At 51.9% G+C, this 26,500-nt stretch carries 32 protein-coding genes and 1 pseudogene; 14 read left to right on the plus strand and 19 right to left on the minus strand.

Annotated features, from left to right (window positions below):
- Nucleotides 1–78 precede the first annotated feature (78 nt).
- From NGAR_RS19365 to NGAR_RS10235, 4 genes and pseudogenes are all read right to left on the minus strand, one after another.
- Nucleotides 79–1,034 (minus strand): annotated as a pseudogene (locus NGAR_RS19365) (alpha/beta hydrolase).
- A 191-nt stretch (nt 1,035–1,225) separates the two neighbouring features.
- On the minus strand, nt 1,226–1,909 hold the full coding sequence (serB, locus tag NGAR_RS10225) for a phosphoserine phosphatase SerB (RefSeq protein WP_015019648.1): 684 nt from the start codon (nt 1,907–1,909) through the stop codon (nt 1,226–1,228).
- A gap of 44 nt (nt 1,910–1,953) precedes the next feature.
- Nucleotides 1,954–3,354: a VWA domain-containing protein gene (locus NGAR_RS10230; RefSeq protein WP_015019649.1), complete on the minus strand. Its 1,401-nt coding sequence runs from the start codon at nt 3,352–3,354 to the stop codon at nt 1,954–1,956.
- The gene (locus NGAR_RS10235) at nt 3,338–4,993 is read right to left on the minus strand and encodes an AAA family ATPase (RefSeq protein WP_148681290.1); all 1,656 of its coding nucleotides are present in this window, start codon (nt 4,991–4,993) and stop codon (nt 3,338–3,340) included. Before NGAR_RS10235 ends, NGAR_RS10230 begins: the two co-directional genes overlap by 17 nt.
- A gap of 378 nt (nt 4,994–5,371) precedes the next feature.
- On the opposite strand from NGAR_RS10235, the gene NGAR_RS10240 reads away from it, so the two are divergent.
- Together NGAR_RS10240 and NGAR_RS10245 are read left to right on the plus strand one after the other, a co-directional pair.
- On the plus strand, nt 5,372–6,019 hold the full coding sequence (locus tag NGAR_RS10240) for a 30S ribosomal protein S13 (protein ID WP_015019652.1): 648 nt from the start codon (nt 5,372–5,374) through the stop codon (nt 6,017–6,019).
- 16 nt (nt 6,020–6,035) lie between these two features.
- Entirely contained in the window at nt 6,036–6,548 is a 513-nt protein-coding gene (locus tag NGAR_RS10245; RefSeq protein WP_148681291.1) for a 30S ribosomal protein S4, read from the plus strand.
- Here NGAR_RS10245 and NGAR_RS10250 read toward each other — a convergent pair.
- Complete coding sequence (locus NGAR_RS10250; RefSeq protein ID WP_015019654.1) at nt 6,543–7,493, minus strand: ArsR family transcriptional regulator; 951 nt, start codon at nt 7,491–7,493, stop codon at nt 6,543–6,545. The two genes, NGAR_RS10245 and NGAR_RS10250, sit on opposite strands and share 6 nt — an antisense overlap.
- Before the next feature lie 153 nt (nt 7,494–7,646).
- Between NGAR_RS10250 and glmS the strand changes: the two genes are divergently transcribed.
- Genes glmS through NGAR_RS17595 form a run of 3 tightly spaced genes read left to right on the plus strand, consistent with a single transcriptional unit; the run spans nt 7,647 to nt 9,951 of the window.
- Nucleotides 7,647–9,410 (plus strand): glutamine--fructose-6-phosphate transaminase (isomerizing), encoded by a 1,764-nt coding sequence (glmS, locus tag NGAR_RS10255; RefSeq protein WP_015019655.1) that lies wholly within the window; start codon nt 7,647–7,649, stop codon nt 9,408–9,410.
- Nucleotides 9,411–9,435: 25 nt separating this feature from the next.
- On the plus strand, nt 9,436–9,705 hold the full coding sequence (locus tag NGAR_RS10260; RefSeq protein ID WP_015019656.1) for an SET domain-containing protein-lysine N-methyltransferase: 270 nt from the start codon (nt 9,436–9,438) through the stop codon (nt 9,703–9,705).
- A 9-nt stretch (nt 9,706–9,714) separates the two neighbouring features.
- Complete coding sequence (locus NGAR_RS17595) at nt 9,715–9,951, plus strand: hypothetical protein (protein ID WP_015019657.1); 237 nt, start codon at nt 9,715–9,717, stop codon at nt 9,949–9,951.
- Nucleotides 9,952–9,960: 9 nt separating this feature from the next.
- Here NGAR_RS17595 and NGAR_RS10265 read toward each other — a convergent pair whose 3' ends face one another.
- Nucleotides 9,961–10,623, minus strand: coding sequence for a Snf7 family protein (locus NGAR_RS10265; protein ID WP_148681292.1), 663 nt, complete (start codon nt 10,621–10,623; stop codon nt 9,961–9,963).
- A gap of 143 nt (nt 10,624–10,766) precedes the next feature.
- On the opposite strand from NGAR_RS10265, the gene NGAR_RS10270 reads away from it, so the two are divergent.
- Nucleotides 10,767–11,216: a hypothetical protein gene (locus NGAR_RS10270; protein WP_015019659.1), complete on the plus strand. Its 450-nt coding sequence runs from the start codon at nt 10,767–10,769 to the stop codon at nt 11,214–11,216.
- Between the two features lie 61 nt (nt 11,217–11,277).
- Here the strand turns inward: NGAR_RS10270 and NGAR_RS10275 are convergent, their stop codons facing one another.
- Nucleotides 11,278–12,357, minus strand: a complete 1,080-nt coding sequence (locus NGAR_RS10275) for a lysylphosphatidylglycerol synthase transmembrane domain-containing protein (protein ID WP_015019660.1) — start codon at nt 12,355–12,357, stop codon at nt 11,278–11,280.
- A gap of 73 nt (nt 12,358–12,430) precedes the next feature.
- Here NGAR_RS10275 and NGAR_RS10280 point away from each other — a divergent pair, with 73 nt between their 5' ends.
- Together NGAR_RS10280 and NGAR_RS10285 are read left to right on the plus strand one after the other, a co-directional pair.
- A complete protein-coding gene (locus tag NGAR_RS10280; protein ID WP_015019661.1) occupies nt 12,431–13,189 on the plus strand; it encodes an ATP/GTP-binding protein in 759 nt (252 codons plus the stop codon).
- Nucleotide 13,190: 1 nt separating this feature from the next.
- The gene (locus tag NGAR_RS10285) at nt 13,191–14,123 is read left to right on the plus strand and encodes a homoserine kinase (RefSeq protein ID WP_148681293.1); all 933 of its coding nucleotides are present in this window, start codon (nt 13,191–13,193) and stop codon (nt 14,121–14,123) included.
- A 5-nt stretch (nt 14,124–14,128) separates the two neighbouring features.
- Here the strand turns inward: NGAR_RS10285 and NGAR_RS10290 are convergent, their stop codons facing one another.
- A complete protein-coding gene (locus tag NGAR_RS10290; protein ID WP_015019663.1) occupies nt 14,129–14,977 on the minus strand; it encodes an enoyl-CoA hydratase/isomerase family protein in 849 nt (282 codons plus the stop codon).
- 97 nt (nt 14,978–15,074) lie between these two features.
- Here NGAR_RS10290 and NGAR_RS10295 point away from each other — a divergent pair, with 97 nt between their 5' ends.
- Nucleotides 15,075–15,932 carry an arginase family protein gene (locus NGAR_RS10295; RefSeq protein WP_015019664.1) on the plus strand — a complete coding sequence of 286 codons (858 nt, stop codon included), beginning with the start codon at nt 15,075–15,077 and terminating at the stop codon, nt 15,930–15,932.
- On the opposite strand, the gene NGAR_RS10300 is transcribed toward NGAR_RS10295, so the two are convergent.
- A complete protein-coding gene (locus NGAR_RS10300) occupies nt 15,924–16,301 on the minus strand; it encodes a response regulator (RefSeq protein ID WP_015019665.1) in 378 nt (125 codons plus the stop codon). The genes NGAR_RS10295 and NGAR_RS10300 overlap by 9 nt on opposite strands.
- Nucleotides 16,302–16,413: 112 nt before the next feature.
- Between NGAR_RS10300 and NGAR_RS10305 the strand changes: the two genes are divergently transcribed.
- Entirely contained in the window at nt 16,414–18,195 is a 1,782-nt protein-coding gene (locus NGAR_RS10305; RefSeq protein WP_187147463.1) for a sensor histidine kinase, read from the plus strand.
- On the opposite strand, the gene NGAR_RS10310 is transcribed toward NGAR_RS10305, so the two are convergent.
- The 9 genes from NGAR_RS10310 to NGAR_RS10350 form a co-directional block, all read right to left on the minus strand.
- On the minus strand, nt 18,184–18,453 hold the full coding sequence (locus tag NGAR_RS10310) for a hypothetical protein (RefSeq protein ID WP_148681295.1): 270 nt from the start codon (nt 18,451–18,453) through the stop codon (nt 18,184–18,186). The genes NGAR_RS10305 and NGAR_RS10310 overlap by 12 nt on opposite strands.
- Before the next feature lie 6 nt (nt 18,454–18,459).
- A complete protein-coding gene (locus NGAR_RS10315) occupies nt 18,460–19,206 on the minus strand; it encodes a GvpL/GvpF family gas vesicle protein (protein WP_015019668.1) in 747 nt (248 codons plus the stop codon).
- Between the two features lie 10 nt (nt 19,207–19,216).
- Complete coding sequence (locus tag NGAR_RS10320) at nt 19,217–19,672, minus strand: gas vesicle protein K (RefSeq protein WP_015019669.1); 456 nt, start codon at nt 19,670–19,672, stop codon at nt 19,217–19,219.
- Nucleotides 19,659–19,949 (minus strand): gas vesicle protein, encoded by a 291-nt coding sequence (locus tag NGAR_RS10325; protein ID WP_015019670.1) that lies wholly within the window; start codon nt 19,947–19,949, stop codon nt 19,659–19,661. Before NGAR_RS10325 ends, NGAR_RS10320 begins: the two co-directional genes overlap by 14 nt.
- On the minus strand, nt 19,942–20,199 hold the full coding sequence (locus NGAR_RS10330) for a hypothetical protein (protein ID WP_015019671.1): 258 nt from the start codon (nt 20,197–20,199) through the stop codon (nt 19,942–19,944). The genes NGAR_RS10325 and NGAR_RS10330 overlap by 8 nt, the downstream gene beginning before the upstream one ends.
- Before the next feature lie 24 nt (nt 20,200–20,223).
- A complete protein-coding gene (gene gvpJ, locus NGAR_RS10335) occupies nt 20,224–20,463 on the minus strand; it encodes a gas vesicle protein GvpJ (protein ID WP_015019672.1) in 240 nt (79 codons plus the stop codon).
- A gap of 81 nt (nt 20,464–20,544) precedes the next feature.
- Nucleotides 20,545–21,309, minus strand: coding sequence for a MinD/ParA family ATP-binding protein (locus NGAR_RS10340; RefSeq protein WP_015019673.1), 765 nt, complete (start codon nt 21,307–21,309; stop codon nt 20,545–20,547).
- On the minus strand, nt 21,306–23,051 hold the full coding sequence (locus NGAR_RS10345) for an ATP-binding protein (RefSeq protein WP_148681296.1): 1,746 nt from the start codon (nt 23,049–23,051) through the stop codon (nt 21,306–21,308). The genes NGAR_RS10340 and NGAR_RS10345 overlap by 4 nt, the downstream gene beginning before the upstream one ends.
- Before the next feature lie 60 nt (nt 23,052–23,111).
- Complete coding sequence (locus NGAR_RS10350; protein WP_015019675.1) at nt 23,112–23,366, minus strand: hypothetical protein; 255 nt, start codon at nt 23,364–23,366, stop codon at nt 23,112–23,114.
- Nucleotides 23,367–23,439: 73 nt separating this feature from the next.
- On the opposite strand from NGAR_RS10350, the gene NGAR_RS10355 reads away from it, so the two are divergent.
- The 4 genes from NGAR_RS10355 (at nt 23,440) to NGAR_RS10365 (ending at nt 24,325) form a co-directional block, all read left to right on the plus strand.
- A complete protein-coding gene (locus tag NGAR_RS10355) occupies nt 23,440–23,643 on the plus strand; it encodes a hypothetical protein (RefSeq protein ID WP_015019676.1) in 204 nt (67 codons plus the stop codon).
- A gap of 61 nt (nt 23,644–23,704) precedes the next feature.
- Nucleotides 23,705–23,842 carry a hypothetical protein gene (locus NGAR_RS17600; protein WP_187147464.1) on the plus strand — a complete coding sequence of 46 codons (138 nt, stop codon included), beginning with the start codon at nt 23,705–23,707 and terminating at the stop codon, nt 23,840–23,842.
- Between the two features lie 54 nt (nt 23,843–23,896).
- On the plus strand, nt 23,897–24,040 hold the full coding sequence (locus NGAR_RS10360; protein WP_148681297.1) for a YHS domain-containing protein: 144 nt from the start codon (nt 23,897–23,899) through the stop codon (nt 24,038–24,040).
- A gap of 57 nt (nt 24,041–24,097) precedes the next feature.
- On the plus strand, nt 24,098–24,325 hold the full coding sequence (locus NGAR_RS10365) for a heavy-metal-associated domain-containing protein (RefSeq protein WP_015019677.1): 228 nt from the start codon (nt 24,098–24,100) through the stop codon (nt 24,323–24,325).
- Here the strand turns inward: NGAR_RS10365 and NGAR_RS10370 are convergent.
- Nucleotides 24,318–26,477, minus strand: coding sequence for a heavy metal translocating P-type ATPase (locus NGAR_RS10370; protein WP_015019678.1), 2,160 nt, complete (start codon nt 26,475–26,477; stop codon nt 24,318–24,320). The genes NGAR_RS10365 and NGAR_RS10370 overlap by 8 nt on opposite strands.
- Nucleotides 26,478–26,500 lie beyond the last annotated feature (23 nt).

Genomic DNA, 26,500 nt, shown 5'->3' on the forward strand with positions numbered 1-26,500 from the left:
ATGCCGTTTCCTGAAAATAGCTGCACGGATGTGCTTGCAGGCGACATGGCAGAAGATAAAATCAGGACTAGTGAGTTATTACTGTTGAGCCGACGATAACTCCTTTTTCACCAGTTCAGACGCTTGATCTATAGCCCCGGGCGCCGCTGGAGTATCAGCTGTGGCATTTAACATTATAAGTCATGTATGGTACCAAGATACCGAGTTGCTGTGACAGTAACACCTGCCTGCATAAGTTTGTGAGAGTAATCCTCACCTTCGTCGCGCAATACATCATTTTCGTCAGTAATGACGAGTGCCGGTGGTAGCCCTTTGAGCTGATCGATTGAAGCCTGCAATGGCGAAGCAAGGGGTTTTTCCGAATTGCATCATCGGGTGCATAGTTATTCCAAAACCATTTCATTGCTTCGCGTGTAAGCCAGTAGCCCTCTTGGTATGTGTTATACGACTGGGACTCGAAATTGGCATTTGTAACAGGATAGAATTACACTTGGTAGGAGATGTTGGGTCCTCCACGCTCTTTGGCAAGTAATGTTACTGCAGCAGCCATATTGCCGCCTACACTATCCCCGACGACGGCTAGACGCGACGCATCAACATTGATGGAATTACTACCATTTTCGCGACCCATTTTGTGGCTGCATAGGCTTCTTCTATCGGAATTGGATAGTGGGCTTCAGGAGATAGAGTCATCATATAGTCGACAAAGACGATGGTCACATTCGCTTTATTTGCGAGCTCTCTTGCCAATCTTTCACGAGTATCAAAACCTCCAAAGCACCCATCCGCCTCCATGGAAGTACATTGTAACAGGAAGTTTCTCTTTGTTGCCTTGGGGTCGGACAATCTGAATGGATATCTGATCGTTTGGACCTCCGGGATGTACGGTTCTCAATTTCTGCAGGAAGCTTTGTAACTGAACCTGCCTGCGCTTTAGACAAGACTGCACGAGCTTCACGCGGTGGTAGTGTATAGATTGGCTGACCACTTTGCTCCCGGAGGGTTTCCAAAAAGATTTTGGTCCTTTCCTCAATACCGGCATAATAATGCGATTGTTATGCCATGTGCTACTCGAATAACCACTACAAGTTCCACTGATCTCTTATTTACAAGGTGTCAAACATAATAAAGAGGAAATGATTCGTGATTTCTCGTCTTGATGTTCTATTAGTACATTCTTAGACTTTAGGAGAATTGTAATAATAAACAGATCGGGCTTTTTCCTCTATTGCCTTCTGCTTGCTGCGTTTATCAGCACGGCTTCACCAAAATTTTTTTTTAGCAGGTGCAATAGGAGCCCAAGGTCACGCTTGTCAATGGTTTCGTTGGCTTTCTCCCTTACTACGTCAACAGGGCAGAACCCCACCGTGAACCCTGCAAGGGCGAACAGCTTCAAGTCGTTGGCCCCGTCCACCACCACGACAATGTCCTCCTTTCTGATGCCCCATTCCTTTATCGTGCCTCTCACCGCTGCTGCCTTGTCGGACGTAACGTGCATTATCACGTCATCAAGCTTGCCGTCCTTGAACACCAGCTCGTTGGAGAATATTTTGTCGATCCCGAGATCGGTCTTTAGCCTGTCAGTGATTATCGTAAAGCCGCCAGATACTGCGATCATTTTCCATCCTGCCTTTTTCAGCGCAGAGCAAAGCTCCTTTGCGCCGGGCATCAGTGGTAGGCCTTCAGCCAGTCTCTTGGCGTCTTCGTACTTGATGCCCCTCAGTGCATGCACCCTGCGCTTGAGCCCCTCCTCCCAGTTGATTTCGCCCCTTATACCAGCATTAGTGATATCCCAGATCTCCTTTTCTTTTTTCGGACCCATCACCTGTGCCAGAACTGGAAGGTACTCGGCGTTGAGCAAAACGCCTTCTACATCAAAGATAATCAGCATTCTGTTGTACTTAAGCAAAGCAACTTTCTCGTCTGTATATTAAGGTTCTCCATGATTGTTCTCTACCACTGGGAATGCGCCCGTATAGTCTGCTGCTTCTTATTGTTAAGGTAGTCGGTCAGTAGCACCTTGTCAATGTCTGCAGGGTTGATGTAGTATGACCTGCCCTTGACGTACTTTTCCATTTCGTTGACGTATCCAAGCAGGGAATCTTCTTCACTTACCATTATTGTGTCAATGTCAATGTTCTGCGAGTGCACTTTTTTCGCTTCCACTATCGTGCGCTCGCCTATGTACTGGTCTACCTGCCGATAGCGATAGCACAGGTAAACAAGCTCGCCAGACGCTATGTCCAAATTCATGCTGTTTTCCTGCTTGACAGTGTCAAGCGTCTGCCTGTCTGGCGTATAAAAATGTGAATATGGCCTCTGCGAAAGTATCTTGTCCTGCTCGCTCTTGTCGTCGATAAAGCAGGCGCTTGGGTGGCCGTCTGTCACAAGAACGATCCTCTTGTTCAGCGCGCCGTCCTTTTGCAGCATCTTGCTTGCAAGCCTGAACGCGGCTTGGTAGTTGGTATAGTGGAGAAAGTCCGAGCCCGGCTCAAACGTCTTTAAGTAAGGAATGTCGTTTGGCGCAACCTTTGACGCAAGCGCGCCAAAGCCCACGATGTAGACTGAGTCTGAGGGGAAGAACTTTCTGTTCAAAAGATAGAGACTCCAGAGCGCCCTCTTTGCGGCCTCTATCCTGCTCATATCGCCGTACATCGAGGAGTAGCGCATGGTCGAGCTCAGGTCGATGCAGTAGACGACTGCGACACGCACATCCTGCATTGTCTCGTACTCTTCAAAGTCCTCCACATCGATCTGCAGCGGCAGCTTTAGCTTGCCCCCATCCTTTGACATGCGCTGGATGGTGTTCAACAGTGACTTGGGCACGTTGAGAAGCCGGATGTCGTCGCCCGGTTCGTACTTTTTGCTGGTGTCAAGAACGAGCGAGCCGCTTCCAATGTCGCGCGTTTCGTGCATGCCGTACTCGCCGGCCTTGAGCGCCTTCATCACGTCGCTCAGCATCCTGTTGCCTATCTCGTTAAATCCCTTTGAGCTGAGCCACTTGGGCGAGTCCTTTAGGTAGCCCTTGTTCATCAGCTGCCTTACAAGGGGTATGCCGGAATTGTCGCTGTCCGTTTCACCTTCCGATCCTGTCTGCGAGCCGGGCTGCTGTTGTTGCTCCCATTCTTGCCCTTGTTGCTGCAACAGGGCTCCCTGCAGCGCCTGCTCCAGCTCCTGCAGGCTGGGTGTCTTTTCCCTGAGCGCTTCCCTGCCCAATGCCTTCAGTAGTTTGTCAAGCACGTCGCGTGGAAGCTCGCGCTCGCCCTGGCTCTGCTGCTTTTGCTCTTGCCCCTCTTTGTCAAGTGGAAAATATACGAATTTCTTGCTGCCCGGGACGCTACTGTGCGAGTCCATAGCTGTTGTCCTTTCTATCCAGGATCGGCGGCTGCGTGTGGCGCAGCCCCTCTAGTATTACTTCGGTCACTGCAGCGGTGAACTCGCCGTTCAGATCGGGTGTAAATAAAATGCTGTCAGTCCTGATGCCAAGCTGCTTGGCTCTCTCGACCAGCTGCTTTTGCTCGTCCTTTACAGTGCCGATCGTCTCGTTGACTGCAGCCTTGAGCCCGGGGAACTTGGCCAGTTGCGATTCATAGTCAGGGCTCTTGCTGATGCCGCCGCTGCCAACCAGTGCCTGCGACACTTGGAACGCTTTGTTCTTTGCAAAGTCGTTCTTTACCTTTATCAGTTGCTCTGGGGCAAGCTTTTGTATGTATTCAAGCGCCACTTCCTTGAGCGCGCTCTCTATGATCGAATCGAGCACATTTTTCCTATTCTCCCGCGTGTCCTCCATCTCTGCAAGCTCGAACTTGCTTGACTGGTGTATGCAGTGTATGTCGCAAAAGCGCGGGATTGCTTTGACGCCAAAAGTGATAGAGCGGGTGCGCTCGGCTTCCCCTATCATCATCTCCATCGAATGCACCGACATCCTGACGCTCACGCCCTTGTTGTGGTTGACATCGTGATGGGCACGTGTCATCTGCGTTATCTTGGCTATCGTCCTTACGATAAAGACAGGCAGCATCACGTTCTTGGCGTCAGCAATCCTCGACTCCTGCACTGTTATGAGCATCTCGTCTTCCACAGTCCTCGGGTAATGGGTGTCAACGTGGCTCCTGAGCCTGTCAAACAAGGGCTCAATTATCTTGCCCGAGTGGGTATAGTCGATCGGGTTTGCCGTCGCGATTATCTTGACATCCGGCTTGAAGACGGCAGGATAAGCGCCGGTGGTGAACTTGCCTTCCTGCAGGACACTTAGCAGGGACACCTGCTTGCGCGGGTCGAGCACTGGCAGCTCGTCGATGCACAAAATGCCATGCCTTGCCTGCAACAGCTGGCCGGCGGAATACGATTCCATGCTATAGAGCTCGACGCCTTTCTTCGCTATCTTGATGGCATCAATCTGGCCTACAAGATCTTTAACGGAAATGTCCGGTGTCGATAGAATGTACTTGTACCTGTCCGCGCCGCTTATCCAGTCTATCTTTGTTTCCAGCTTGTTTGATCTGATAATGTCTTCGCACTCTGGCGAAACGGTGAACTCGGGCTGGGTGCGCACGACCTCAGAGTCTGACAAAAGGGCGGTCAGCTGGTCTTCAGGGATCGAGGTCGGGATGTCATTCGTCACAGTCCCCCTCACAACTGGGATTGGCGACAAGAGGTTCTTCGCTATGGCCTCTGCGATCTTGGTCTTTGCCTGACCGATCTGGCCGACAAGCAAGAGATCATGACCTGATAAAATGGCCCTGTTGACCGCAGGAATGACATCATCGTCATAACCAATGATGCCTGGGTACGGGTGCTCGCCCTTCTTCAACTTGGCAATAAGGTTGCCGCGCATCTGCTCTTCAACTGTGACATGCTTGTAGTTTATCTTCAAAAGATCGCCGAGCGTCTTTACCTGCTTGTAGTCTTCGGGGACACCGGGCATAATTTCAGTGTATTTTGGCTTGGTGGTATAAGAGCGGTGGACCATTTCCTCTATTTTCGCACTCATTCTCGAGACGGGACTTCGCGGTCTCTGCACAAATTTAAAGATTGTTAGAAATAATCAGTGGTTCTCGATCGCCAGTTCCAGCTGCCTCTGGTACTCTTCAATGGCAAGCTCTTCTGCGGTCTTTTTTGACGCGACAAGTTTCTGGACGCCGGCCTGTTTCTTCGTAGTCATTCTTCCAGTGTCTCTGCCCACAATCAGCTTATAATGCTTTACATGAATCAAAACGCACCATACAACCAAAAAATTTGATAAAATTGCCCTGAGCTTTCAATATTAGGTATTGCAGGCCCTTGTGCAGGCGCCTTTGTTGTAAATATTCCAGCTTTTGTGCGTGCGGTACCCAGATTGGTTTTTATTGCCGATTTTGTTTCGTGATTAATGAATTTGTCCGCATCCGAGTACAAACATATCCTCAGAATTGCCGGCAAGGACATTGAGGGCAGCAAGAAAGTAATTGTTGCTGTCAGTGAAATTAAAGGCATAGGTTACAATTTTGCTCAGGTTTTGACGCAGACCCTCAACATCAACCCAGACAAACGTGTCGGGTTTTTGACAGATAGCGAGCTTGGCGAGCTCGAGCAGGCGATCGCCCACCCGGACAAGGCAGGCGTCCCAGCATGGTACCTTAACCGGAGAAAGAACATGGACACTGGATCGAACCACCACATGATAACATCTGATCTTGATTTTGCTTCTTCAAACGATATCGAGCGCGAAAAGATGGTGATGAGCTGGCGCGGCTACAGGCACATGTTTGGCCTGAGAGTAAGGGGCCAGCGCACAAGGACAACCGGCAGGAAGGGCGGCGCAGTTGGAGTAAAGAAGGTCAAGGCGATGCCTGGCGCAGCACCGGCGGCAGCCGGCGCAGCAGCTCCAGCGGCACCGGCGGCAGCTGGCAGTGCCAAGCCAGCGGCTGGTGCAGCAGCCTCGGCAGCGGGTGCAGCAAAACCAGCAGCAGGCGCAGCTCCAGCAGCGGGTGGTGGTGCCAAGCAAGCAGCACCGGCAAAGGAGCAGGCAAAGAAATAGAGGTGCGTGGTGCTAGATGGGAGATCCTCGTAAATCAAAGAAACTATACCGCAGACCAAGGATGATCTGGACCACAGACCAGCTGAATGCCGAGCTCTACATCATGGGTTCGTACGGCCTTCGGAACAAGCGCGAGTTATGGAAGGCACAGACTGAGGTCGCAAGGATCAGGAATCAAGCCCGCGCACTTTTGGCGCTGTCTGCGGAAGCAAGGGCAGAGAAGGAAAAGAGGCTGCTTAACTTTTTGAACAGGCTTGGTCTTGCAAAAGAGGGAGCGACCCTTGATGACATTTTGAACCTGAAGGTCGAGGACCTGCTTGAGCGCAGGCTGCAGACGATTGTCATGAAAAAGTCAGGCACCAAGTCGCCTTACCAGGCAAGGCAGATGGTGAGCCACGGCCACGTCTCGATAGGCAGCCGCAAGGTCAACATCCCTGGCTACCTTGTCAGGACAGAAGAAGAGCCGCAGATCCTGCTCCATATCGAGCTGCCAAGCGCCGCCGCTGCAGCGCAGCCGTCAGCGTCATAGGCCGCTTACGATGTCCACGTGGTCTATTTTGCCGTCAGAGTTCATATCAAAGCCCTGAACCACAAGCGCCCAGTAGTCCTCCCCGTTGTACTTTTTTAACACCTCTTCGCTGTAGTTGGTAAGCGCAATCACAGCAGACTTGGTGCCAGCCGACCGCACGCCGGCGACCACAACTATGCTCGAGTTGCTGTCGTACGGGTTCTTTATCTTGGCAATCAGGCCATGGTTGTCAAGGCCGTAGCGGTTGCCTGATCCGTCGATGAGGCCAGACCAGAAATTCTTCTCGTCGAACCTTACCGGCAGGTAACGGTTGAATTCCGCTGTCAAGATATTTGTTCCTGGGCCCCCGATCGTTATCAGGTTGTTGCCAGTCAGCATCTTTTCTGCCTTGGCATCGACGTCCAGCTTGACCACAAACTCTGAGGGGACAGCGCTTGTGATGTGGCCCAGAAAGAAGGCAAGGTGCACCGCATAGTGCCCGTCCCTTGCAGAGGACTTGTACGGACCGTGCGGGTCGGGCGCGCCCACCACAATGAGCCCTTTGAACTCCCTGCCTGCAACAAAGTTTTCAAAGAATCTTGAAGTGCTAGGGTGCCCGCCTGCCGGCATCGATCCAAGTTTTGTTTCGCCCCAGTCCATCTCTATCCCAAACGATGGGCTTGACGCCTGATAGAGCCGGGCGGTTCCTCCCCTGACAAAGTTTCTGCCGACCTCTTGGACGGCGCCGATGCTGACCAGCTTGCGTATGTAGTAATATGCGCTCTGCTCATAGATCTTTAATTCTTTTGCAACCTGCGCCGGGTACATCGGTCCTCTTGAAAGCAGCTCCATTATGCGCCACGCCACAGGGTTTGAGAGCACACGCATCCGCTCCACGTCTCGGAACACTACGATCTTTTTGGCCAACGCCTGCCCGTCGCTTTCTGAAATGAGCTTCTTTTCCAACAGCTATCAATTCCTGCATACCACTATATAACGTTATGTAGCGGTACAAAGCTATATTTGGTTGAGCGTGCATGGACCATTATAAAATATTATTGAATGGTAGTTTTCCAAGTTCAATAGTACTTAAAAGCACGACCGGGCTGCTTTTGTTCGATGTGCTCGATTATAGGATACAAAGGCAAGAACGCTGCCGCCCCAATACTGGTTGACAGCCTCAAGAGGATGGAATACAGAGGTTATGATAGCGTCGGGGTCGCCACGTTTGACAGCGGCAACATTCTGGTTCGCAAGGGCACGGGCAAGGTTATCGAAGTTAACAGAAACCTGAACATCGACCAGATGTCCGGCAAGATTGGCATCGGGCACACCCGGTGGGCCACGCACGGCGGAGTGACTGACAAAAACGCCCACCCGCATTCTGCCTGCAAGAACAACATTGCAGTTGTCCACAATGGCATTATTGAAAATTATAAAGAGCTCAAACAGGAGTTGATCGAGGTGGGCCACACTTTTGCAAGTGAAACCGACAGTGAAGTGATCGCCCACCTTCTTGAAATCCACTTTAGCAGTGGCAACAACATCAAGCAGGCAATGATCGATACCTGTAAGAGGCTCAAGGGCAACTATGCCTTTGTCGCGGTCTTTCAGGACGGCACCATATGCGGGGCAAGGTACGAAGAGCCGCTTGTCATCGGCGTCGCAAACGACGGCTACTTTGTCTCGAGCGACGTGTTGGGCTTTCTGCAGTATACTGACAAGGCGATATTCCTTGAAAATGGCGACATTTGCATCGTCGACAATTCAAAACTAGAGATCTTTGATTTTGAAGGCAGGCCCATCGCGCATCCAATAACGCAGGTGGCGTGGGAGTTGGGCGACATCGACAAGGGCAAGTACGCGCACTATACCCTCAAGGAGATAAACGACCAGAGGCTGACTGTTGTGCACGCCGGCAGGCAGGACGAGGCGACAATGGAAAAGTTCTGCAATATCCTTGCTAGTGCAAAGGACATCTATATCACGGGCAGCGGCACGAGCTACCACTCTGCGCTCATCTTCAAACATATGCTGGCACGCTTTGGCAAGATAAGGGCTGAAACTGTGATGTCGAGCGAATCGCAGTACGCGCTTGCGTCTATGGACAGCAATTCGGTGCTGGTAGCGATTTCGCAGAGTGGCGAAACCGCGGACGTTTTGGATTCTGTCAGGCTCGCAAAGAACCAAGGGGCCAATGTACTTTCAATAGTTAATGTTACAACGTCTTCGCTTGCAAGGGCAAGCGATGCGTATCTGTCGACAAACTGCGGGCCAGAGATCGGAGTTGCAGCAACAAAGAGCTTTACAGGCCAGTTGGCGCTCATCTACAACGTCACAGACAGGCTATGCAAGAACTGCCTAGAGACTGAAAAGGCCGAGTTTGCAGTGGCGGTCGAGAACATTATCGCCAACCAAGCAAGCATCATAAAGGTTGCAGAGCAGATGAAGGACGCGTCTGACATTTACCTGCTTGGCAGATCGCTCCATTACCCAATCGCACTTGAAGGCGCGCTCAAGCTCAAAGAGCTTGCCTATGTCCATGCTGAAGGCATCGCGGCAGGCGAGCTAAAGCACGGGCCGCTTGCGCTCATGGAAAAGAACACGTTTGTCATAATGATAAACCCGCGCGACGCCACATTCAACGACACGATTTCAAACGCGCACGAAATAAAGGCCAGAGGCGCAACGGTCATTGGCATCTCAGACCGCAAGGACGATGTCTATGACTATTGGATCGAGATACCGCACCTCAAGGAGGAGGCATACTACCCGATAGTCGAAGTGATACCGCTGCAGATACTGGCTTACCAGCTGGCGCTTGCCAAGAACGCGGACCCAGACTACCCGAGGAACTTGGCAAAGTCTGTTACGGTAAGATAGGCAAAAGAGCAAGACCGTGTGATGGATGCTAGCCAGATTTTTTGAAGTCGGGGAAACCAGAGACAAAGGCAAAGGGCTTTTTGCAAAAGAACTGGTGCCAAAAGGCACCATAGTCTTTTTTGAATGCAAGCAGTGCAAGAGGATTTCAAAGGACGACTTGCTGGCAGAAGAAGAGAAGGCCTTTGTGCAAAAATACGGATATACAAAAGCTGACGGCTCGTACCTTGTTCCCTGCGACGAAATTATCTACTTTAACCATTCGTGCAACGCCAACATACTTTGGCCGCGGATTTGACATAATAGTTTGCCAGAGGAGAAGAGGCGACGTACGGCTACAGGCTTTTCCACGACAGCCCGGAGCAGGCGTTCCACTGCCTCTGCGGAAGATGTCTGCTGCAAGATTGTCAGGTGCGTCCATCCTCCGGAAAAGCTAAGAAGTTTCTGGGATGTAAGGATCGATTCGGCCATGAAAAAGCAAGGATGCAGTATACCAGTCGTTAGGAAAATTGCTAGAATGAAAATAAAGGAAAAAAGGATATGAGGATGCTTTCTAGAACTGTGCGTTCTCGCTTGTAGTAGTAGTTCCTGTGCGGGTGCTTGAGGACCCGATAGGCACGTCTGGAAAGCTGTCGGTCATTCTCTGTTCTGCCACCGCGCCTGCCTCTGCGAGTATCCTGTCCACTTCTTCGCCGCTTGCGTCAAAGGCGAACGAGGTGTTGCTCATGCTTCCTGCGCTCATCATGATATCGCTGAACACTCCGTTGATCTCTCCCAGTTCCCTGTCTACTTCTGGCATCACGCCTGCAAGTCCTGACCTTACTCTCGTCAGTGCGCCCATCGCCGGACCTATTGCTACCATCACGTCTCCAAGGTCGATAGTGGATTCCAACCTGAGCTGTATCTGTTCCAGTGCCATCTTTAGTTGCGAGATCATTTTGATCGTCTTTCTTACTTGGGCGATCTCATTTGATAGCATCTTGCCATGTTGAGTGTCATGTCTCTGAAGAGCGGAAACTACTTGATTGAAGAGTGACTTTTCTTTGCTTCGTAGTTTTTCCAAAATCGTCTCTAGTTTTTGGTTCTGTGCTTGTATCTTGTTCTTTGCAAGTTCGATTCTCGGTTTCAGTGGTTGCTGAGGACCGATGTTCTGCTTGATCCTCTCAGACATATTCGGCTTATTGTCCTTTACCCAGTTGCTGCTGAAGCTCGTCATGCCAACTAGCAAAAGGAAACGGCGTTAAATAGAAATGTCATAATTGAATAACCAAGTGGTAATATTTTGTAGACATGCGTTCGCTGCTTATAGAACTAAATTGGAAAAGCTATTAAATGCAATACATACACGCTAGAGGTATAATGGGAAGGACGAAGGCGGCGAAAAGCGAAGGCGGCTCTCAGGAAGAGGGCCTGCCAAAGTGGGCAGAGGACGAGATAAAGTCTGCTCAGTTCGGCAAGCCCGAGACGATTACAAGGACAGGATATATCCTCGATATTTACGAGAGCGACTTTAAAGTCGACATACAGGTGTACGAGCCGATGCCCGATGGCAGGACGATCGTTGAAGGCCTCGATGTTCCGAAGTCCATGAAGATATCTGATTTCATGAAGGGTTTTGTATACGAGTTCAAGGTAAAGGTGTTCACTGCGCCTCTAAGCGCCAAGGTAGTTGAGCTACTCAAGACCAAGTTTGACCTTGACATGAAGGCGATCTACCGTTTCGAGCTGCAGGAGCTCCAGCTGATGGATGTCGAGTCTGACCTGCCAGCAGCCGCATCCTCGTCTGAAGATGGTGACGAGGAAGACTAACGATATAGCCGTCATCTGCCTGCCTACAAATCTAATAAATCACTGCATAGTAGTCCCTTTTTTATCTTGCCGCATTGCCATCTTCTGGCTTGCTGCCAGGACTGTTCCCGGCAGCCGGCTGACCTAGGCTCGTGGTTGAAACCTTACCCAAAGCAAGCCGCATTATGGCGACCCACATGATGACAAGCGGCACGTGGTATGTCGCAATGCGCCATGCGATTATCACGTTCAATCGTGGGTCACTCACCACGTCGCCCAGCTCCGGTATCCCGCTGAGGTTTGAAATATAGGCCCAGATCCCAAGCTCTGCAAGACCCGAGCCTCCTATCGTTATTGGAAGGCTGGCCACGGCGACTGACGCCGATGTAGCCATGAGCGAATCAAAAAACCCGATGTCTTCTGCAGTGTTTGCCAGCACCATGAATGACAGCCCGTGGAAGACGAACGCCATGAAGGTTATCGCCATTCCAATTGCAAACGTCCTGATCGCCTTTTTTGAGTTAAAGTTTTCCCGGCTCATCTTACACAGGTCGGCTATGGCAGTGTTTGTGGTGTTGACTAGGTTCTCGGCTTTCTCTTTTGAAAGGAATTTCTCTGCCAGCCTCTGCGAAAATGAAGGTAGGCGCAGGTTGCGCTTTGCCGAGAACAGCACCACCGCAAGCCACACTGCAAACGTCGGGATCGTTACTAGAATGATCCCGATGCCTGCTACGCTCCCGCCCTTGTAGATCGCAAATGCGCCTGCGATAAATGCAAGCATCGAGCCTACAAAGACATCCGCGATTATCTCCATGGTTGCCACCCATGCCGCCTTGCCAGCAGGCACGCCGTTCCTTGACAGCCACGCTATCCTGACGAATTCCCCTCCAACGTATGACGGGGTGGTCTGTGTCACAAATTCTCCAGCCAGCCTTGCAGATATGGTCTTGCCCGTGGAACTGACATCGTAGCCGATGAAGCGCTTGATAAAGTACTTGAAGCGCACAGCCTGGAGCATGAACCGGGCGATCTCTGCCGCAGCCGAAGCCGCAAAAGGCACGAGCCCCACGGCAAAGACATCCTGCGGCGAGACATTGGTAGTAAGGAAGAGTATAATGAAAGGCACTATGCTCACAGGGATGGCAACAAGTCGCCAGTTCAAATATAACGAATCTTCATGCGGTGCGGTACTATAATAGTGTAAAGCAGATATACGCCATCCTCATGCTCCTTTGATGACAGTGAACGCGATATTCATCACGGGCACGGCCGGGTCGGGAAAATCGCTCCTGACGTCGAGGCTGATCCAGTGGTACAGGGACAACAATGCGTACCCGATCGCGCTCAACCTTGACCCCGGTGCGGCCAGCCTGCCGTACGACCCTGACGTGGACGTCCGCGACCATATTGATATTGCCACCATTATGGAAAGCTATGGCCTCGGCCCCAATGGCTCGCTTGTCATGGCAAGCGACATGATAGCCACCAAGATCGACGAGATCCAGAACGAGATCGACGAGCTGAACCCCGACTATGTCATCGTCGACACGCCTGGTCAGATAGAGCTGTTTGCATTTCGGGCAAGCGGCCCGTATTTTGTGGCCAGCATGCACGCAGACAACAAAGCCACGATATTTGCGTTTGACGGGATGCTCGTTTCGTCCCCGATCAACTTTGTGTCCATATCGCTCCTTGCTTCGTCGGTCAAGCTGCGGCTAAAGACCGCGCAGATAAATGTACTTACAAAGCGCGACCTTGTGATTGAAAAGCTAAAGAACATCATGGACTGGGCCGGCTCGCATACTGCGCTAGAGCATGCACTTGAAGGTGAGAAGGACGCCGAGTACTCACTTCTCAGCAAGGACTTGGCGCGCAGTATGAGCAAGGGAGGATTTGCCCCCGGCCTAGTCGCGGTTTCAAGCCTCACGATGAATGGCATGATCAACCTCGCAGCCGCGCTTGCGCGAACTCTTAATCTTGGAGAGGATGGCTAGGATGGCTGCGAAGTCCCGGACAGCCGTTGCGCCTTGCTCCACTGCAAATCTCGGCCCCGGCTACGACGTGTTTGGCCTTGCGCTGGACGCGCTCAAAGACAAGGTCGTGATAAAGGCATCATCAACAGCAGGCGATAGAAAAATAACGATCAAGAGCAGCGATCAGGCGATCCCAGCCGTAGCCGAATCCAACTCTGCCGGCTTGGTGGTAAAGAGCATGATGCGCGATTTCCATATCGGCGACGATATCGAGGTACAAGTCACAAAGGGCGTGCCGGCCGGCTATGGCATAGGCTCAAGCGCAGCTTCGGCAGCTGCAGCCGCGATAGCATTCAACGCGCTTTACAACTTGAAGATCGATAGGAACAGGCTTGTAGAATATGCGGCAGAAGGCGAGATTGCAAGCGCAGGCATAAAGCATTATGACAACGTCTCTGCCTCGTTGCTTGGAGGGTTCGTGATCGGATCCAAGGGCCAGTTTATCAGGATCGAGCCGCCGAGAGACCTCTTTCTTGTGGTGGCCGTGCCGCTCTCCATGCAGGTGCCTGAAAAAAAGACCGAAGTCGCAAGGAGCATCCTTCCAAAGGACGTGCCGCTCAAGAGCGTCGTACACAACGTTTCCGGCGCGGCCACAATCGTTGCAGGATTTGCGCTAAAGGACGTAGAAATGATAGCAAGGGGTATCGACGATGTCATTGTCGAGCCTGTAAGGAAGCACCTGATCCCCGGCTATGACAGTGTGAAGCAGAACGCGATGTCTGCAGGCGCGCTTGCCGTGACCATAAGCGGGGCAGGACCTTCAATGATCGCTTTCTTGAAGACCTGCAAGAATGCAAACATGGTGGCCGCAGCAATGGCAAAAGGGTTTGAGGAAGCCGGCGTAAAGAGCAGGACGTTTGTATGCCGGCCAAGCAGTGGCGCCCGTCTGGCGTAGTACGGTTACTTTTTGCCCTTGTTGAGAAATGCAGACATCATTTTTTGCCGGTCTTCGTGGGCAAAGCAGAGCGCCCAGCCGTAGATCTCCAGCCTCAGCCCCGTCTCAAGGTCTGAGTCCATTCCCCTGTTTATCAACATCTTGCTTACCTTGACCGCTACAAAGCTGTTCTTTGTTATCTCTTTTGCAAGAGCAAGGCACTCGTCCATCAGCTTCTTGTTCAATATTTTTGCCACTTCGGCGGCCCTTTCCTTCTCCTTGGCAGGATCACCCTTTACTTCTGGCGGCACCTTGTCGTCAGGTCCCAGACTCACGACCTTGTTGACAAGCCCGATCTGGTGGGCTTCGTCTGCGGTTATCATTTTCCCTGTGAATATCATCTCCTTTGCCTTTGCCGGCCCCACAAGCCGCATGAGGCGCTGGGTTCCGCCCCACCCAGGAGGGATGCCTATCGTGACTTCGGGCTGCCCGATTTTGGCGTTGCTTGACGCTATGCGTATGTCGCACGCCATCGCAAGCTCGCAGCCTCCACCAAGCGCAAAGCCATTGACTGCCGCAATGACTGGCTTTTCTAGCCGTTCTATCTTGTTAATCACAGCCTGAGCTGAAGTCGCGTACCGTTCCGCCTGCATCGGCTCGATGTTGACCATGTAGGAAATGTCGGCGCCCGCGCAGAAAGAGCGCTCGCCGGCGCCGGTGATAATGACAACCTTGACGCTTTCGTCAGCTACAAGGATGTCAATAGTCTTTGAAAGTTCGGCTATCACATCGACGTTCATGGCGTTCAGCGCCTCCGGCCTGTTTATCCTCACTATTGCAATGTCGCCCTGTGGTTCAAGCTGAATGTACTTCATGGTAGACATGGTGAGGGTAGGCAGCATTCTTTTCAATAAAATCTTATTGGTCACAAGCAGGCTATGGTTAAAAGCAGGCTACCCCTGATTGCTATGCGTGGTTCGGCTCCAGCGGTCCAATACGGACAAGATAGAAGACGCAGACATTATCGTGATAGGCGTACCTGACGAGTCCAAGTCGCACGCCAAGCGCAAGGGCACCAGCAGGGCGCCAGACGTTCTGAGGATAGCTTCAAACGAGTCTGAATTTTTCGAGCGCGGTGGCAAGCGGATCCCGACGTTCCCAATGCGTGGAACGTTTGAGCACAAGCGCATATTTGATGCAGGAAACGTCGCAAGCAAGCAAGAGCTGCGCAAGATGGTTTCAGACATTGTTTCACGCGGCAAGCTGCCGGTAATGATAGGAGGAGACCACTCGCTCACCACAGAAACGCTGCATGCCGCGTCAGGCGCCCTTGGTAAAAAGCTCTCGCTTTTGTATTTTGATGCCCATCCCGACTTTGTGTCGTCCACAAGGAACTATTACGGGTCGGTACTGACTGATTCTGCGCAATCACTCAACCTGCGCAAGAGCGTGCTGATAGGAACCAGGGCAGCAGAGCCGGAAGAGATTGAAAATGCAAAGGTCGCGGGGTTAAAGATCGTAAACCCGCTGGACGTGGTCGAGCTTGGGGTAAAAAGAATAGCGCAGATGATAAAGACGCGCACTGCAGGATCCAAGACATACATTTCAGTGGACCTTGACTGTGTCGACCCGGCGTCTGCCCCTGGGGTTTCAGTTCCCTCGCCTGCCGGGCTTGCAGCCATCGACCTGATCTACCTGCTTAACAGCATCATAAGCGGCGGGAACGTCATCGGGATCGACATCGTAGAACTTACTCCAGATTATGACGTAAATGGCATGACTGCCGCGCTTGCAGCAAGAATACTGTCAGAATGCATCGCGTCAGTTTAGAGCCTTCTGCACTCTGTCCAGCAATACTCTCATGCTCACCGGCTTGATCATGATATCCACGATACAGTTATTTGACTTTAGCTCATCCACCTTCTCCCTCTCAAGATCATACGCGCTCAGCAGGATCGTTCTTGCGTTGCCCAGATCGCGTATCTTGCAGGCAATGTCATCGCCAGTGCTATCTCCAAGCCGATAATCAAGCAGTACAACGTTGATGTTTTTGCTCCGCAGCATGTGATCCGTGTATTTTTCTATGCATGCCCTGCCTGAGCTGGCAGTCAGCACGTTGTAATGTTTTTTCAGTGCTGCGGCATACATGGTGAGCAGGTCTGCTTCGTCATCGCAGACTAGCACCGTTGGCTTCTCCATTACTTCATTCTATGCACAAGACTCTGTTCTATATAAACAGGATTAAGTAAAATCTTCTATAAAGAAGCATAAGGTCGAATTTATTTACGTCTACAGGGGTTGATGATTGCACGTGAGCAGCAAGAGGACATTTTCAAAAAACAGCATCGCATTGCTGGTTTTGACGGGCGCGATTGCAGTGTCGCTGTCGTTGGCATCGTTCCAGTATTCGAATTTCACCGCAAACGAGATACTAAAGATCGCCAGCGACAATGTCAGGTCAAACGCAAGGATCCAAGTGAACGACCTTGAAAGCGTGCTGGTGCACAGGCTGGATTCTGTCACGTCAAATCTCGAAGTGATCTCCAAGGCCCGCTCGGTGCAGAGCAACGAATTTGAGCGCGGACAGGCGCTATTCAATGCTGCTCAGGATTCTACCGCCAACCTGACAAATTTTTACATGTGGCTTGACGGCGAAGGCAGGATCGTATGGCTCAGCAACATAAACCAGACAGCCTACGAGCAGTTCAGGGGAACGGACCTGAGCCAGAGAGCGTATTTCATTGAAGCAAGGAACAGGCAGGACGGCGCTTACTACAGCAGCGCCATAGATTCTAATGACAACATTACAAGAATATACATATCCTATCCAATCCTTGGCACGAGTGGAGAATTCATAGGGGCAGCCGTGGCAGGGATAAGGGTTGACACCTTTGGGATGTCGCTCCAGGACCAGCTGTCGCCAGAAACGCAGAGCTCGGTGGGCATGACAGACAGAAGCGGCATGATATTATATTCTGAGTCAAGCGAGTTAATAGGCAAAGACGTTTTTGGCCCAGAATTCCAGTCGCTCCTGCTGCCGGGGCTGAAGGATTCTTTTAACAGGTTCCTGACCGAGTCGCTTCAGGGGCAATCGGGCATACAGGACTTTACTGTCGGAAACGCCACATACAGCATAGCGTACGAGCCCATAATTATCGGGGGTGAGCAGTTTGGCACTCTTTATGTGGTGACGCCACACCAGTTTGCCGACAACGTCAGAGCTCTGGCAGACCAACAGAGGGACTTTAGCTCCGTCATGGTGATCGTGATTGGAGTTGCAGCCATTGGCGTAGCGGCGCTTGTGCTGGCATGGAACTCTAGGCTGGAAAGAGTGGTTGCCGCAAGAACGTCGGAGCTGAAATTAAAGACCGACGAACTAAAGAGATCGTACGATTCCCTCGCCGCTGCCAACGAGCAGCTCAAGGTGCATGATAGGCTGCAAAAGGAATTCATCAATGTCGCCGCGCACGAGCTCCGGACCCCGACGCAGGCGATCCTGGGGTATGCAGAGCTCCTGCAGATGAGCCCAGAGGACAGGGACGAGATGATCAGGGCAATATACCGCAACTCTGTCCGGCTCCAGCGGCTGACAAGCGACATACTGGATGTTACAAGGATAGAAAGCGAGGCATTCAAGATCGACAAAGAAAGGTTCAACCTCAAAGACGTGATACTTGGCGCAATACAGGATGCCAAGAACCAGCTGCCTGATGGCAGAATCGAGTTCGTGTACGAGCCGACCGATATCTACGTGCACGCCGACAGGGGCAGGATAACTCAGGTCATATCAAACTTGCTTGATAACGCGGCCAAGTTCACCAAGCGGGGCACGATTACGGTGTCGACTGAAAACAAGAACGGCCAGGCCGTTGTGAGCGTTCAGGACACGGGCAGTGGTATCGACAGCGACATTATGCCGCGGCTCTTTAGCAAGTTTGCCAGCAAGTCGGACAAGGGGACCGGCCTTGGGTTGTTCATCTCAAGAAGCATAATAGAGGCGCATGATGGAAGAATCTGGTGTACAAACAACAGCGATGGCAAGGGCGCCACATTTGCATTCAGCCTGCCGCTGTCGTCATCATCACAGACCTAACCCGGTGTTGAACGACTGGGTTTTACTCTTATTGTTTACCTGTTGAGTTAGCTTGCTCAGGCTCGCCATGATCTCGGCTTCTTGCGTAGAGTATATCTTTTGGTCGATGACACCGGCTTCATAGTCTGACATCAGCTTTAGCAGCCTTGCCTTGAGCACCCTCGCCTGCTCGCGTACCTCCTGCTCGTAGGCTAGGCTATTGCAATGCTGCAATATTGCGTCAAGCGTCAGTTTCATGATAATGAGTTCCAGTATCATGCCACATCAACAGAATGAGTACGGCGCCCAAGGCCCGCTCCGGTGCAGTGTCATTATTCCCTCCTTTTCAAACCTCTCTCTCAGCTCTTTTACCTTGGCGTCAAAGATCTGTATTTTGTTCCTTTCTACAAGGTATGCTGCGTTTAGCACGATCTCGGCAACGTCATTTTTCAGTAGTCGCTTGTCGACTGCCACCTCTGCAAGCGAGTCGTTTATCTCGCCAACCATCTTGTCTATCTTCATCAGCGTCTCATTTTTTACGGCGTCTTCCAGCCTCAGCTTCAAAAAGTATGACGTGCCGGGCTTAGCAGATGAGATCTCTTGCTTTATCTTCCTTATCTCCTCAGAAGACTGCTCGGCCTGCTCCCTGATCTTTTTCAGGCTCGACTTGTTGAGAAGCACCTTGATCCCTATCTCGTCCTTGCCCCGGAGGCTTGTCAGCTTGGCATGGTAGTCCTTGTACGAGCTGGCAAGGAGTTTCTTTATCCCTGCTTCGTTTTTCAGTATCACCCCGAACCTGACTGGGAGCACCGTATTGGCTTCCCGCGCAGCCTCGACCACTCGCTGATGCGCAACAATGTCGTTCAAGTTAGATTCCATCTGTTTGAACGGGATTGTGCTGACCACTGCTGCAATGTCCTTGTAGTAGATGGTGTAGACAGTGTTTTCCCCGATGCCGATGTTGCCAAAGTTGCCGATCGGTCTTTTCTCTTCCCAATCTATGATGCAATAGATGTATCTGCCGTCCACCATCTCTCCATCACTATTTCTTTGCGGTCAGCGTGGCGAGCAGCCGTAGGGTTGCAAGGTCGACGCCGGCCACCACAAGAGTCACATCGCCGGCGATCACAGTCCCCTGATCTATGAGCTTGTCAACCACGTCAACAATCGTCACCTGCCTTTGGTTTTCCGACTGCTGTTGGAACCTTATGCTAAGCTCCTCAGGCTTGACTCCAAACTTGTCTGCAATGTCGGCTGTCCTCTCCCTTATCTGCATAAACGCAAGCCCGAGCCTCTCCACCTCCTCGGCTGTCAGGGTACCGGATTCGACCCTTCTGACAGCCTGCCTCTCAAGGATATCAGTCATAGTCTGAACAAGCGTTAGCACCAGCTTTGCCAAGCCGTGCTGCAGCTTTTCAGCGTCCGGCCCCTCAGGCTTTTTTTCAAGTGCAAGCAAAATGTTGTTGTTATTGTTGCTATCAACGCTACTGGTATCCAAGCTCTTTCTTGCCACCTCCTCCAACAATCTTTTTCTCTTTCTTTTCCAACTCAGCCTTTTCCCTTGCCCACTTTTCCCACGGCAGCTCTATGCCGTAGCGCTTGGCCGTTTCAAGCGACGCTATCACAAGATTTACTTTGAGCGAAAGCAGGTCGACGCCAGCAAAGGCGACGGTGATGTCGCCGTTGATCACGACGCCCTTGTCAAGAATTCTGTCAAGCAAGTCGAAAAGGCTCAGTTGCCTTGCTGGCAGCTCGTGCCGATTGCTGCTAAGCAAGGTCTTCACCTAGCCCCAACGTCCCACGCCTTATCTTGCAATATGAGCAGATGCCACTGTCCTTAAACCAGTGCTTTGGGCAGAAACCCTCAAGGTAGTGCTCCGGTATGGACTTGGTAAGGTGCATGGCGGCGATGTCAAAAGGCGTCCCGCGCTGGCATTCAGGGCACCTTGTAAAGACCCACCCGTTACCCATCGCACCTTTCAGGCCTACTTCCTCATACTTGCCACATACAATGCAGACGGCCAAACCCGATCAACTGTTTTTTCTTTGTTATTTACCAGTCGATGTTTGGGCTGCCACCAGTGCAGGCGGTCCGGCCAATCCGAGCGCGGCTGCATACCGGAGGAACGTGTCCACGCCTGCCACGACGATTCTTGCCCTTACGACGAGTATCTCGATTCCTACTAGCGAAACTGAAAGGTTCGCGTCGATCACAAGGCCCTTGTCAAGCACGCGGTCAAGCAAGTCGAAGATAGAGAGAATCGGCCTGAAACTTTGCTGCTGTGACATTCAATTATTCACTATTTGGAATCTAGAATAGTTGAGTAGATAAGTCTTCTGGCCAAAACAGTAGTTTGTACTAGAAGATTGTTATGGCAGATTAGCCTTTACCTCTAGAGCCTCTATCGCAGGCCGGAGTGCTGTTGAAAAGTCGTGATTGGGGTTTTTCAGCACAAACACTTCTGACGACAGGGCACGCAGGATCTCGGTGTAGAACGGAATCGCCGTAATGACCTTGGCGTTAAAAAGCGTTTCAAGCCTCGCCCTGACCTTTTCCTTGTCTACGCCCGGAGGTATCATGTTTGCGATCAGGATCTGGGGCTTTTCAAGCACCCGCGTGACTTCGAGCATGACGCCGGTCCCAAAAATGTCCTGGCTGTCCATCCTCGATATTATGATGTTCATGTCGCAGATGCCCATCGACACGAGCGTCGACTTTTCGATGCCGGGGTGTGTGTCTATTATCATGTAGTCAAGGCGGTGCAGGCGCGAGATCACGGCCAGCGCATCTCGGAACATCCCGATCTCGTACCCCTTGGAAAGCACCTTGATGATGTCCTCTGCCTTGAAGCTGGCCGGGACGAACACCAGGCTGCCCTGCTTCAAGTTCATCTTTTCGGTCAGGTCTATCGCAATATCCTCTGAAGAGCACAGGCCCAGCAAATAGTCATTAAGGGTGTGCTTTATCTCGTCAGGCGTCATTTCAAAGAGCACGTGGAGGCCGGGCCCGGCTAGGTCGAGGTCAAGCACCCCGACGCGCCTGCCTTCAAGCGCAAGCAGCACGGCCAAGTTTGCGGTGATCGTGCTCTTGCCAGTGCCTCCCTTGAATGAATGAACCGCAATGTTGAGCGTCATTTTGTAGCAAGCTGCCTCCTCAGAGATTTAAAGAATTCAGATTCAGTCACCTTGCCTGCTTCGTACTTGATGGCATCTATCAATGTTGGGTGGAGCTCTATCTTTTCTATGGTCTCGTCCCCGATGATATTTTCCCTCAGGCCATCTATCAGGCGCTGGAGACCTTCGAGTCCCTTTTCGATCCTGCTGTCCACTTCGCGGCGCATCCTCTTGTAGCTTATCTGTTGGTTGATGAATTGCTGCCGCGCCCTTATCAGATTCCTCGATTCCTCGACCTGCTTCTGGTAGCGCTCCAAGGCTTCGTTCCTCTTGCGCAGGGCTTCTTCACGAGCCTCTGTTAGGCTCGTTTTCATGGCGCCTATCTTTTCCAGCGCGTCGCGCCTTAGCTGGTTTATCGTCCTCTGGTTGTCGGTTATCTGCGGCAGCTGGTCCGGCGTAGGCGGCTCTGACCGGCGGAAGCGCACCGGCAGGCTGAATGCAAATGTGGCGCCCTTGCCATCACTGTTATTGCCGGCCCATATGGTGCCCCCGTGGGCCTCTATTATGCTCTTTGCAATGAACAGTCCAAGACCTGATCCTTTTTCCGACCTTGTCGTGAATTTTTGAAACATCTTGTCCTTTATCGACGGATCAATGCCCCTGCCGTTGTCCTTCACGCTGACTATCACGTTGGATCCAGAAAGGTGTGTGGAAACGACGATGCTGCCTTCACGCTCGTCGATGAACTTCATGGCGTTGTCGATGATGTTGAACAGCACCTCTCCGATCTTGCCCCTGTCGCACTCGACCATGAGTATGGGCTCGCCGGGCTCAAACAATATTATGGGCTTTCTGGCCTCTTTATCAACCCGCTCGCCTACGATGTGCATGATGAGTGAGTGTATATCAGCGGTCTCTATATCAGGCACCTTGGCGAGCTGCTGTCTGTATTTCTGCTCCACATCCGCTATCACCTCAGAGATCAGCGTGTTCAGGTTCGCCTGCTCGACGTACAGCCTGAGCCGGCCTGTCTCTATCCTGCTTGCCTGCAGTATGTCCTCCGACAATTTCAGCAGCCGCTCGGCGTTGCGGCTAATGATCGCAAGTTCTTCCTTTATCGAGCTGTTGTTGCCCAGCTTTGACTCTATCAGCTCAAGCCCTCCAAGAATCGGCATGATGGGCGTCCGGAGCTCGTGCGCGGCGATGTTGATAAACTCGTCTTTCAGCCTGTCCGCTTCGCGCAGCTTGTCGTACAGCTCCCGCTGCTTCTGTATGTATTCGTCCTTCATGCGGTCGGCTTCTCTGAACTTTTCATAGGCCGCAGCCTGGTCCCAGAGGTTGTCAAACATCGTGACAAGAGGCATGGCGGCCGAAGGGCTTGAAGAGTAGATGCTTACGGCATCGTGCCCGTCCCTCATTATTCCATATTCCAATGTGGCCTTCCTGTCTACTATCAAAATCTCCTGCATCTCTGCCCTACCCTCACGGTGGATGTACCTGACCGCAACATTGTTGGTGTTTGCAGTCAGCAGCTTGACAGAGGCAGTGGTTAGCACCCGCACCTGCACGCCGCGCTTGGCGGCATCTTCAAGCGATTGAAAGATTGAATGTAGCATGCTCGCCCGGTCTGAGGAGGGCAGAGGAGGAGGCAACAGCAGCATGATCTCGCTGCCAGCCGAGTTTACAAGGTCAACATATAACTGGTGAGCGTCTGTAGGGCTCCTGATAATGTCTGGCGCGCCCCTATCCCCGGCGTTAGGCAATGCAGACACAAATGTGGAGGATGATGCTTATAAAATAATAGGATAGAATTTTCTGTAAGATTAGAGGCTCTCGATAATAGGCTTTAGATGGTCGGGCAGCTCTGGGAGCTCGCCGGTGTGGCTGACGTTGTTCTGCAGCACGTCTGCGCCTATCCTGCGTACCTTTTGTGTGCCTATCAGGGTGTCTATCGCCCGCTCGATCTCCTTTGGCGACAGGGTGTCCTTGAGTTTTTCCTTCAGCACGTTTTCAGAGTCGTACTTGTCTATCGCATACTGCACGAGGATCAGCTTGTCGTTCATCGAGAGGGTCGCCATCCCCTATCACAAAGGGCAGACGGGTAATAAAGTTTCAACTAGGTTTATCTCTGGCGGCCTACTAATTCCAGCCATGTCCGACCCTGTTGCGCAGCTCGCAGAACTGCCTGCAAAAAACTGCAAGGTGCAAAAGGTGCAGCCTGCAGTGTTTGCGTCTGACGCAGAAGTAAATATTATAACAGTCACTGTCGTGTGCCCTGACGGCGCGACCCATAAGATCAGGGCATACAGGGAACAGGCGCAAGCGGTCAGGGAATTTGTTAGGACAGAAACGTAACTCCAATCTAGAAGCTTGTTACACTAGGCTTATCCAGAACGGAGACTTGAGGATCCATACTTTGTTTGAATCGCCGCTGACTGACATTCTTGTCAACGCTGGCACCGCGCTCATTTACATCACCGGCCTTATTGGGTTTGTGGCTTGGCTGGAACGCGGAAGGGCAAGGCGCAAGACTGCCATGACTGAAACCCAGTGACTTTACAATTGTAAAGTATATCCTTTATCTAACAATAGCCCCTAGCTTGTGTGTATGTTCAAAGATCCGGTATGCAACATGATGGTGGACGAGAAGAAGGCCAAGTTCGTGTCAGAATCGGGAGGCAAAAAGATCTATCTCTGCTCGGCAGCCTGCAAGAGCCAGTTTGATGCAAATCCTAAAAAGTATGGCTACTAGCGGGCCGGTGCATGGACTTGCCTCTTCATTTTTTCAAACATCCGGTGGTAGGTTGTAATGACTAGCACGCAAAAGGCGCGCTTTAAGGTGGTTGGTATGTATTGCACCACCTGCAAGCCCATAGTAGAAAACCAGCTGAAGGGCAACCAAGCCATCAAAAAGGTAGAAATCAACTTTATGACAGACAGCGTCATTGTAGAATACGACCCTGCGCTGATAACAAAAGAGGAGATAAAAGAGAGGCTGCAGAACTCGGGCTACCAGTTTGTAAGGCTGGCTACCTAGCTTCTGTATAGACTTCTTTTAGTTCCTTGTCTGTATAGATCTGTTCGTTCCTTGGTTTTGTTGCCGCAAAGCTTGGCCTGTACCTTCCAAGCAATAGCGAATTGCTCACCACAGAGACGGAGCTCATCGCCATCGCACCTGCCGCCAGGAACGGGAGCCACCCATACATCTCTGCCCCAAAGAAGGGCACTAGCGCACCTGCCGCCACCGGTATGAGCCCTGTGTTGTATGCAAACGCCCAGAAGAGGTTCTGCTTTATCTTGGACACTGTTTTCCTGCCAAGCTCAAAGGCGGATACCACGTCGCGCAGGTCGTTCTTTATCAGGATAATCCCACCAGTCTCCTTTGCCACGTCCGTCCCGGAGCCTATGGCTATCCCAAGGTCAGCCCTTGCAAGCGCGGGGGCATCGTTTATCCCATCGCCCACCATCGCCACGACTCTGCCTTCTGATTTTAGTTTAGCAATTACTTCTTCCTTTTGCTGCGGGAGCACCTGCGCTATGACCCTGTCAATGCCCAGCTTGGTCGCTATGGCCTTGGCGGTCCTTTCGTTGTCGCCTGTCAGCATTATCACCTCGATTCCCATCTGCTTCAAGGCATCGATTGCTTCCCGGGCGTTTTCCTTGACAGTGTCCGCCATGGCAATGACGCCAGATAGCCTGCCGTCTATCGACACCAGTGTGGCAGTCTTGCCCTCTATCTCCAGCCTGCCCATGGCAGAACTGACTTGCTCTGCCACTACCATCCCGCTGTCAGCCATCATTTTTCTGTTGCCTATCATTATGGTGTGGCCGGCATAGCCTGCCCTCAGCCCGTGCCCCGAAACGGCTTCAAACGATTCTGGACCTGCAACCACGATGCCCTGCTCTTTTGCCTTCCTCACCACGGCCTGTCCAAGCGGGTGCTCAGAGCCCGACTCTGCGATGGCGGCCAGCCTGAGCAGCTCCTGCTCGCCCACGTCTGACAGTGTAATGATGTCGGTGACTTCTGGTTGGCCTTTTGTCAGCGTGCCGGTCTTGTCAAAGACAACAGTCCTCACCTTTCTTGCCATCTCTAGGTGCTCTCCGCCCTTGAATAGGATGCCGTTCTCTGCCCCCTTGCCTGCCCCCATCATCAGGGCCGCCGGCGTCGCTATCCCAAGGGCGCACGGGCACGCAATGATAATGACTGACACAAACGCCAAGAGCGAAAACGTCAGTCCTATGCCGCCTATGAAATACCATGCCAGCGCCGAAGAGACTGCTACCGCCACCACGGCAGGGACAAAGTACTTTGCCACATGATCGGCCATCTTTTGCATCGGTGCCTTGCCGGTCCTTGCCTCCTCAACCAGCGCAATGATCTGCGACAAGACCGTATCTTGGCCTACTTTGGTGGCTCTGGCCTTTAGCAGGCCGCTCTTGTTTATCGTTGCCCCAATAATTTCAGAGCCGGCCGACTTGTCCACAGGTATCGATTCGCCCGTGACAGCCGATTCATCGACAGACGATATGCCTTCTGTTACCGTCCCGTCGGTCGGTATCCTCTCCCCCGGCCTTACAACGAATAGGTCGCCTTCATGCACTTGCTCGACTGGAACCTCTTCCTCTTTTCCGTCTTTGATTATCCGAGCCATCCTCGGCTGCAGGTCAAGTAGCTTCCTCACTGCGCTTGATGCCTTTTCCTTCGTCCTCGTCTCTAGCAGCCTGCCTATGAGTATCAGCGTGATGATTATGGCGGCAGTCTCAAAGTACACGCCTTCAAACGGGAACGCTGTTGGCAGGAACGTCACCACCGTGCTGTAGAGGTAGGCTGCAGTGGTGCCTATCGCTATTAGGGTGTCCATGTTGGAGGCCTTTGCCTTGACCGCGTCCCATGTCCCTTTGTAAAAGCGCCAGCCTGCCCAGAACTGGATGGGCGTTGCAAGTGCAAGCAGAATGAAATTATTAACCTCTATTGGCAGGAACATGATGTAAGTCAGAATCACGACCGGAATTGTAAGGGCGATGCTGGCTGCAGTAACCATCTTTAGCTTTCTGAGCTCCTTCTCTGGAGCAGTGAATTCATTCAGGCATTGTGTGCTGCAGAAAAAGTACTCCCTACCATCTACAGTGTGCTGTATGGCGTCGGGCTTTTCCTCCACAAACATGCCGCAAACCGGATCCTTTGCCATGCCGATCCCTTGGATCTCCTTTT

It is taken from the genome of Candidatus Nitrososphaera gargensis Ga9.2 (assembly GCF_000303155.1).
GTDB lineage: Archaea > Thermoproteota > Nitrososphaeria > Nitrososphaerales > Nitrososphaeraceae > Nitrososphaera > Nitrososphaera gargensis.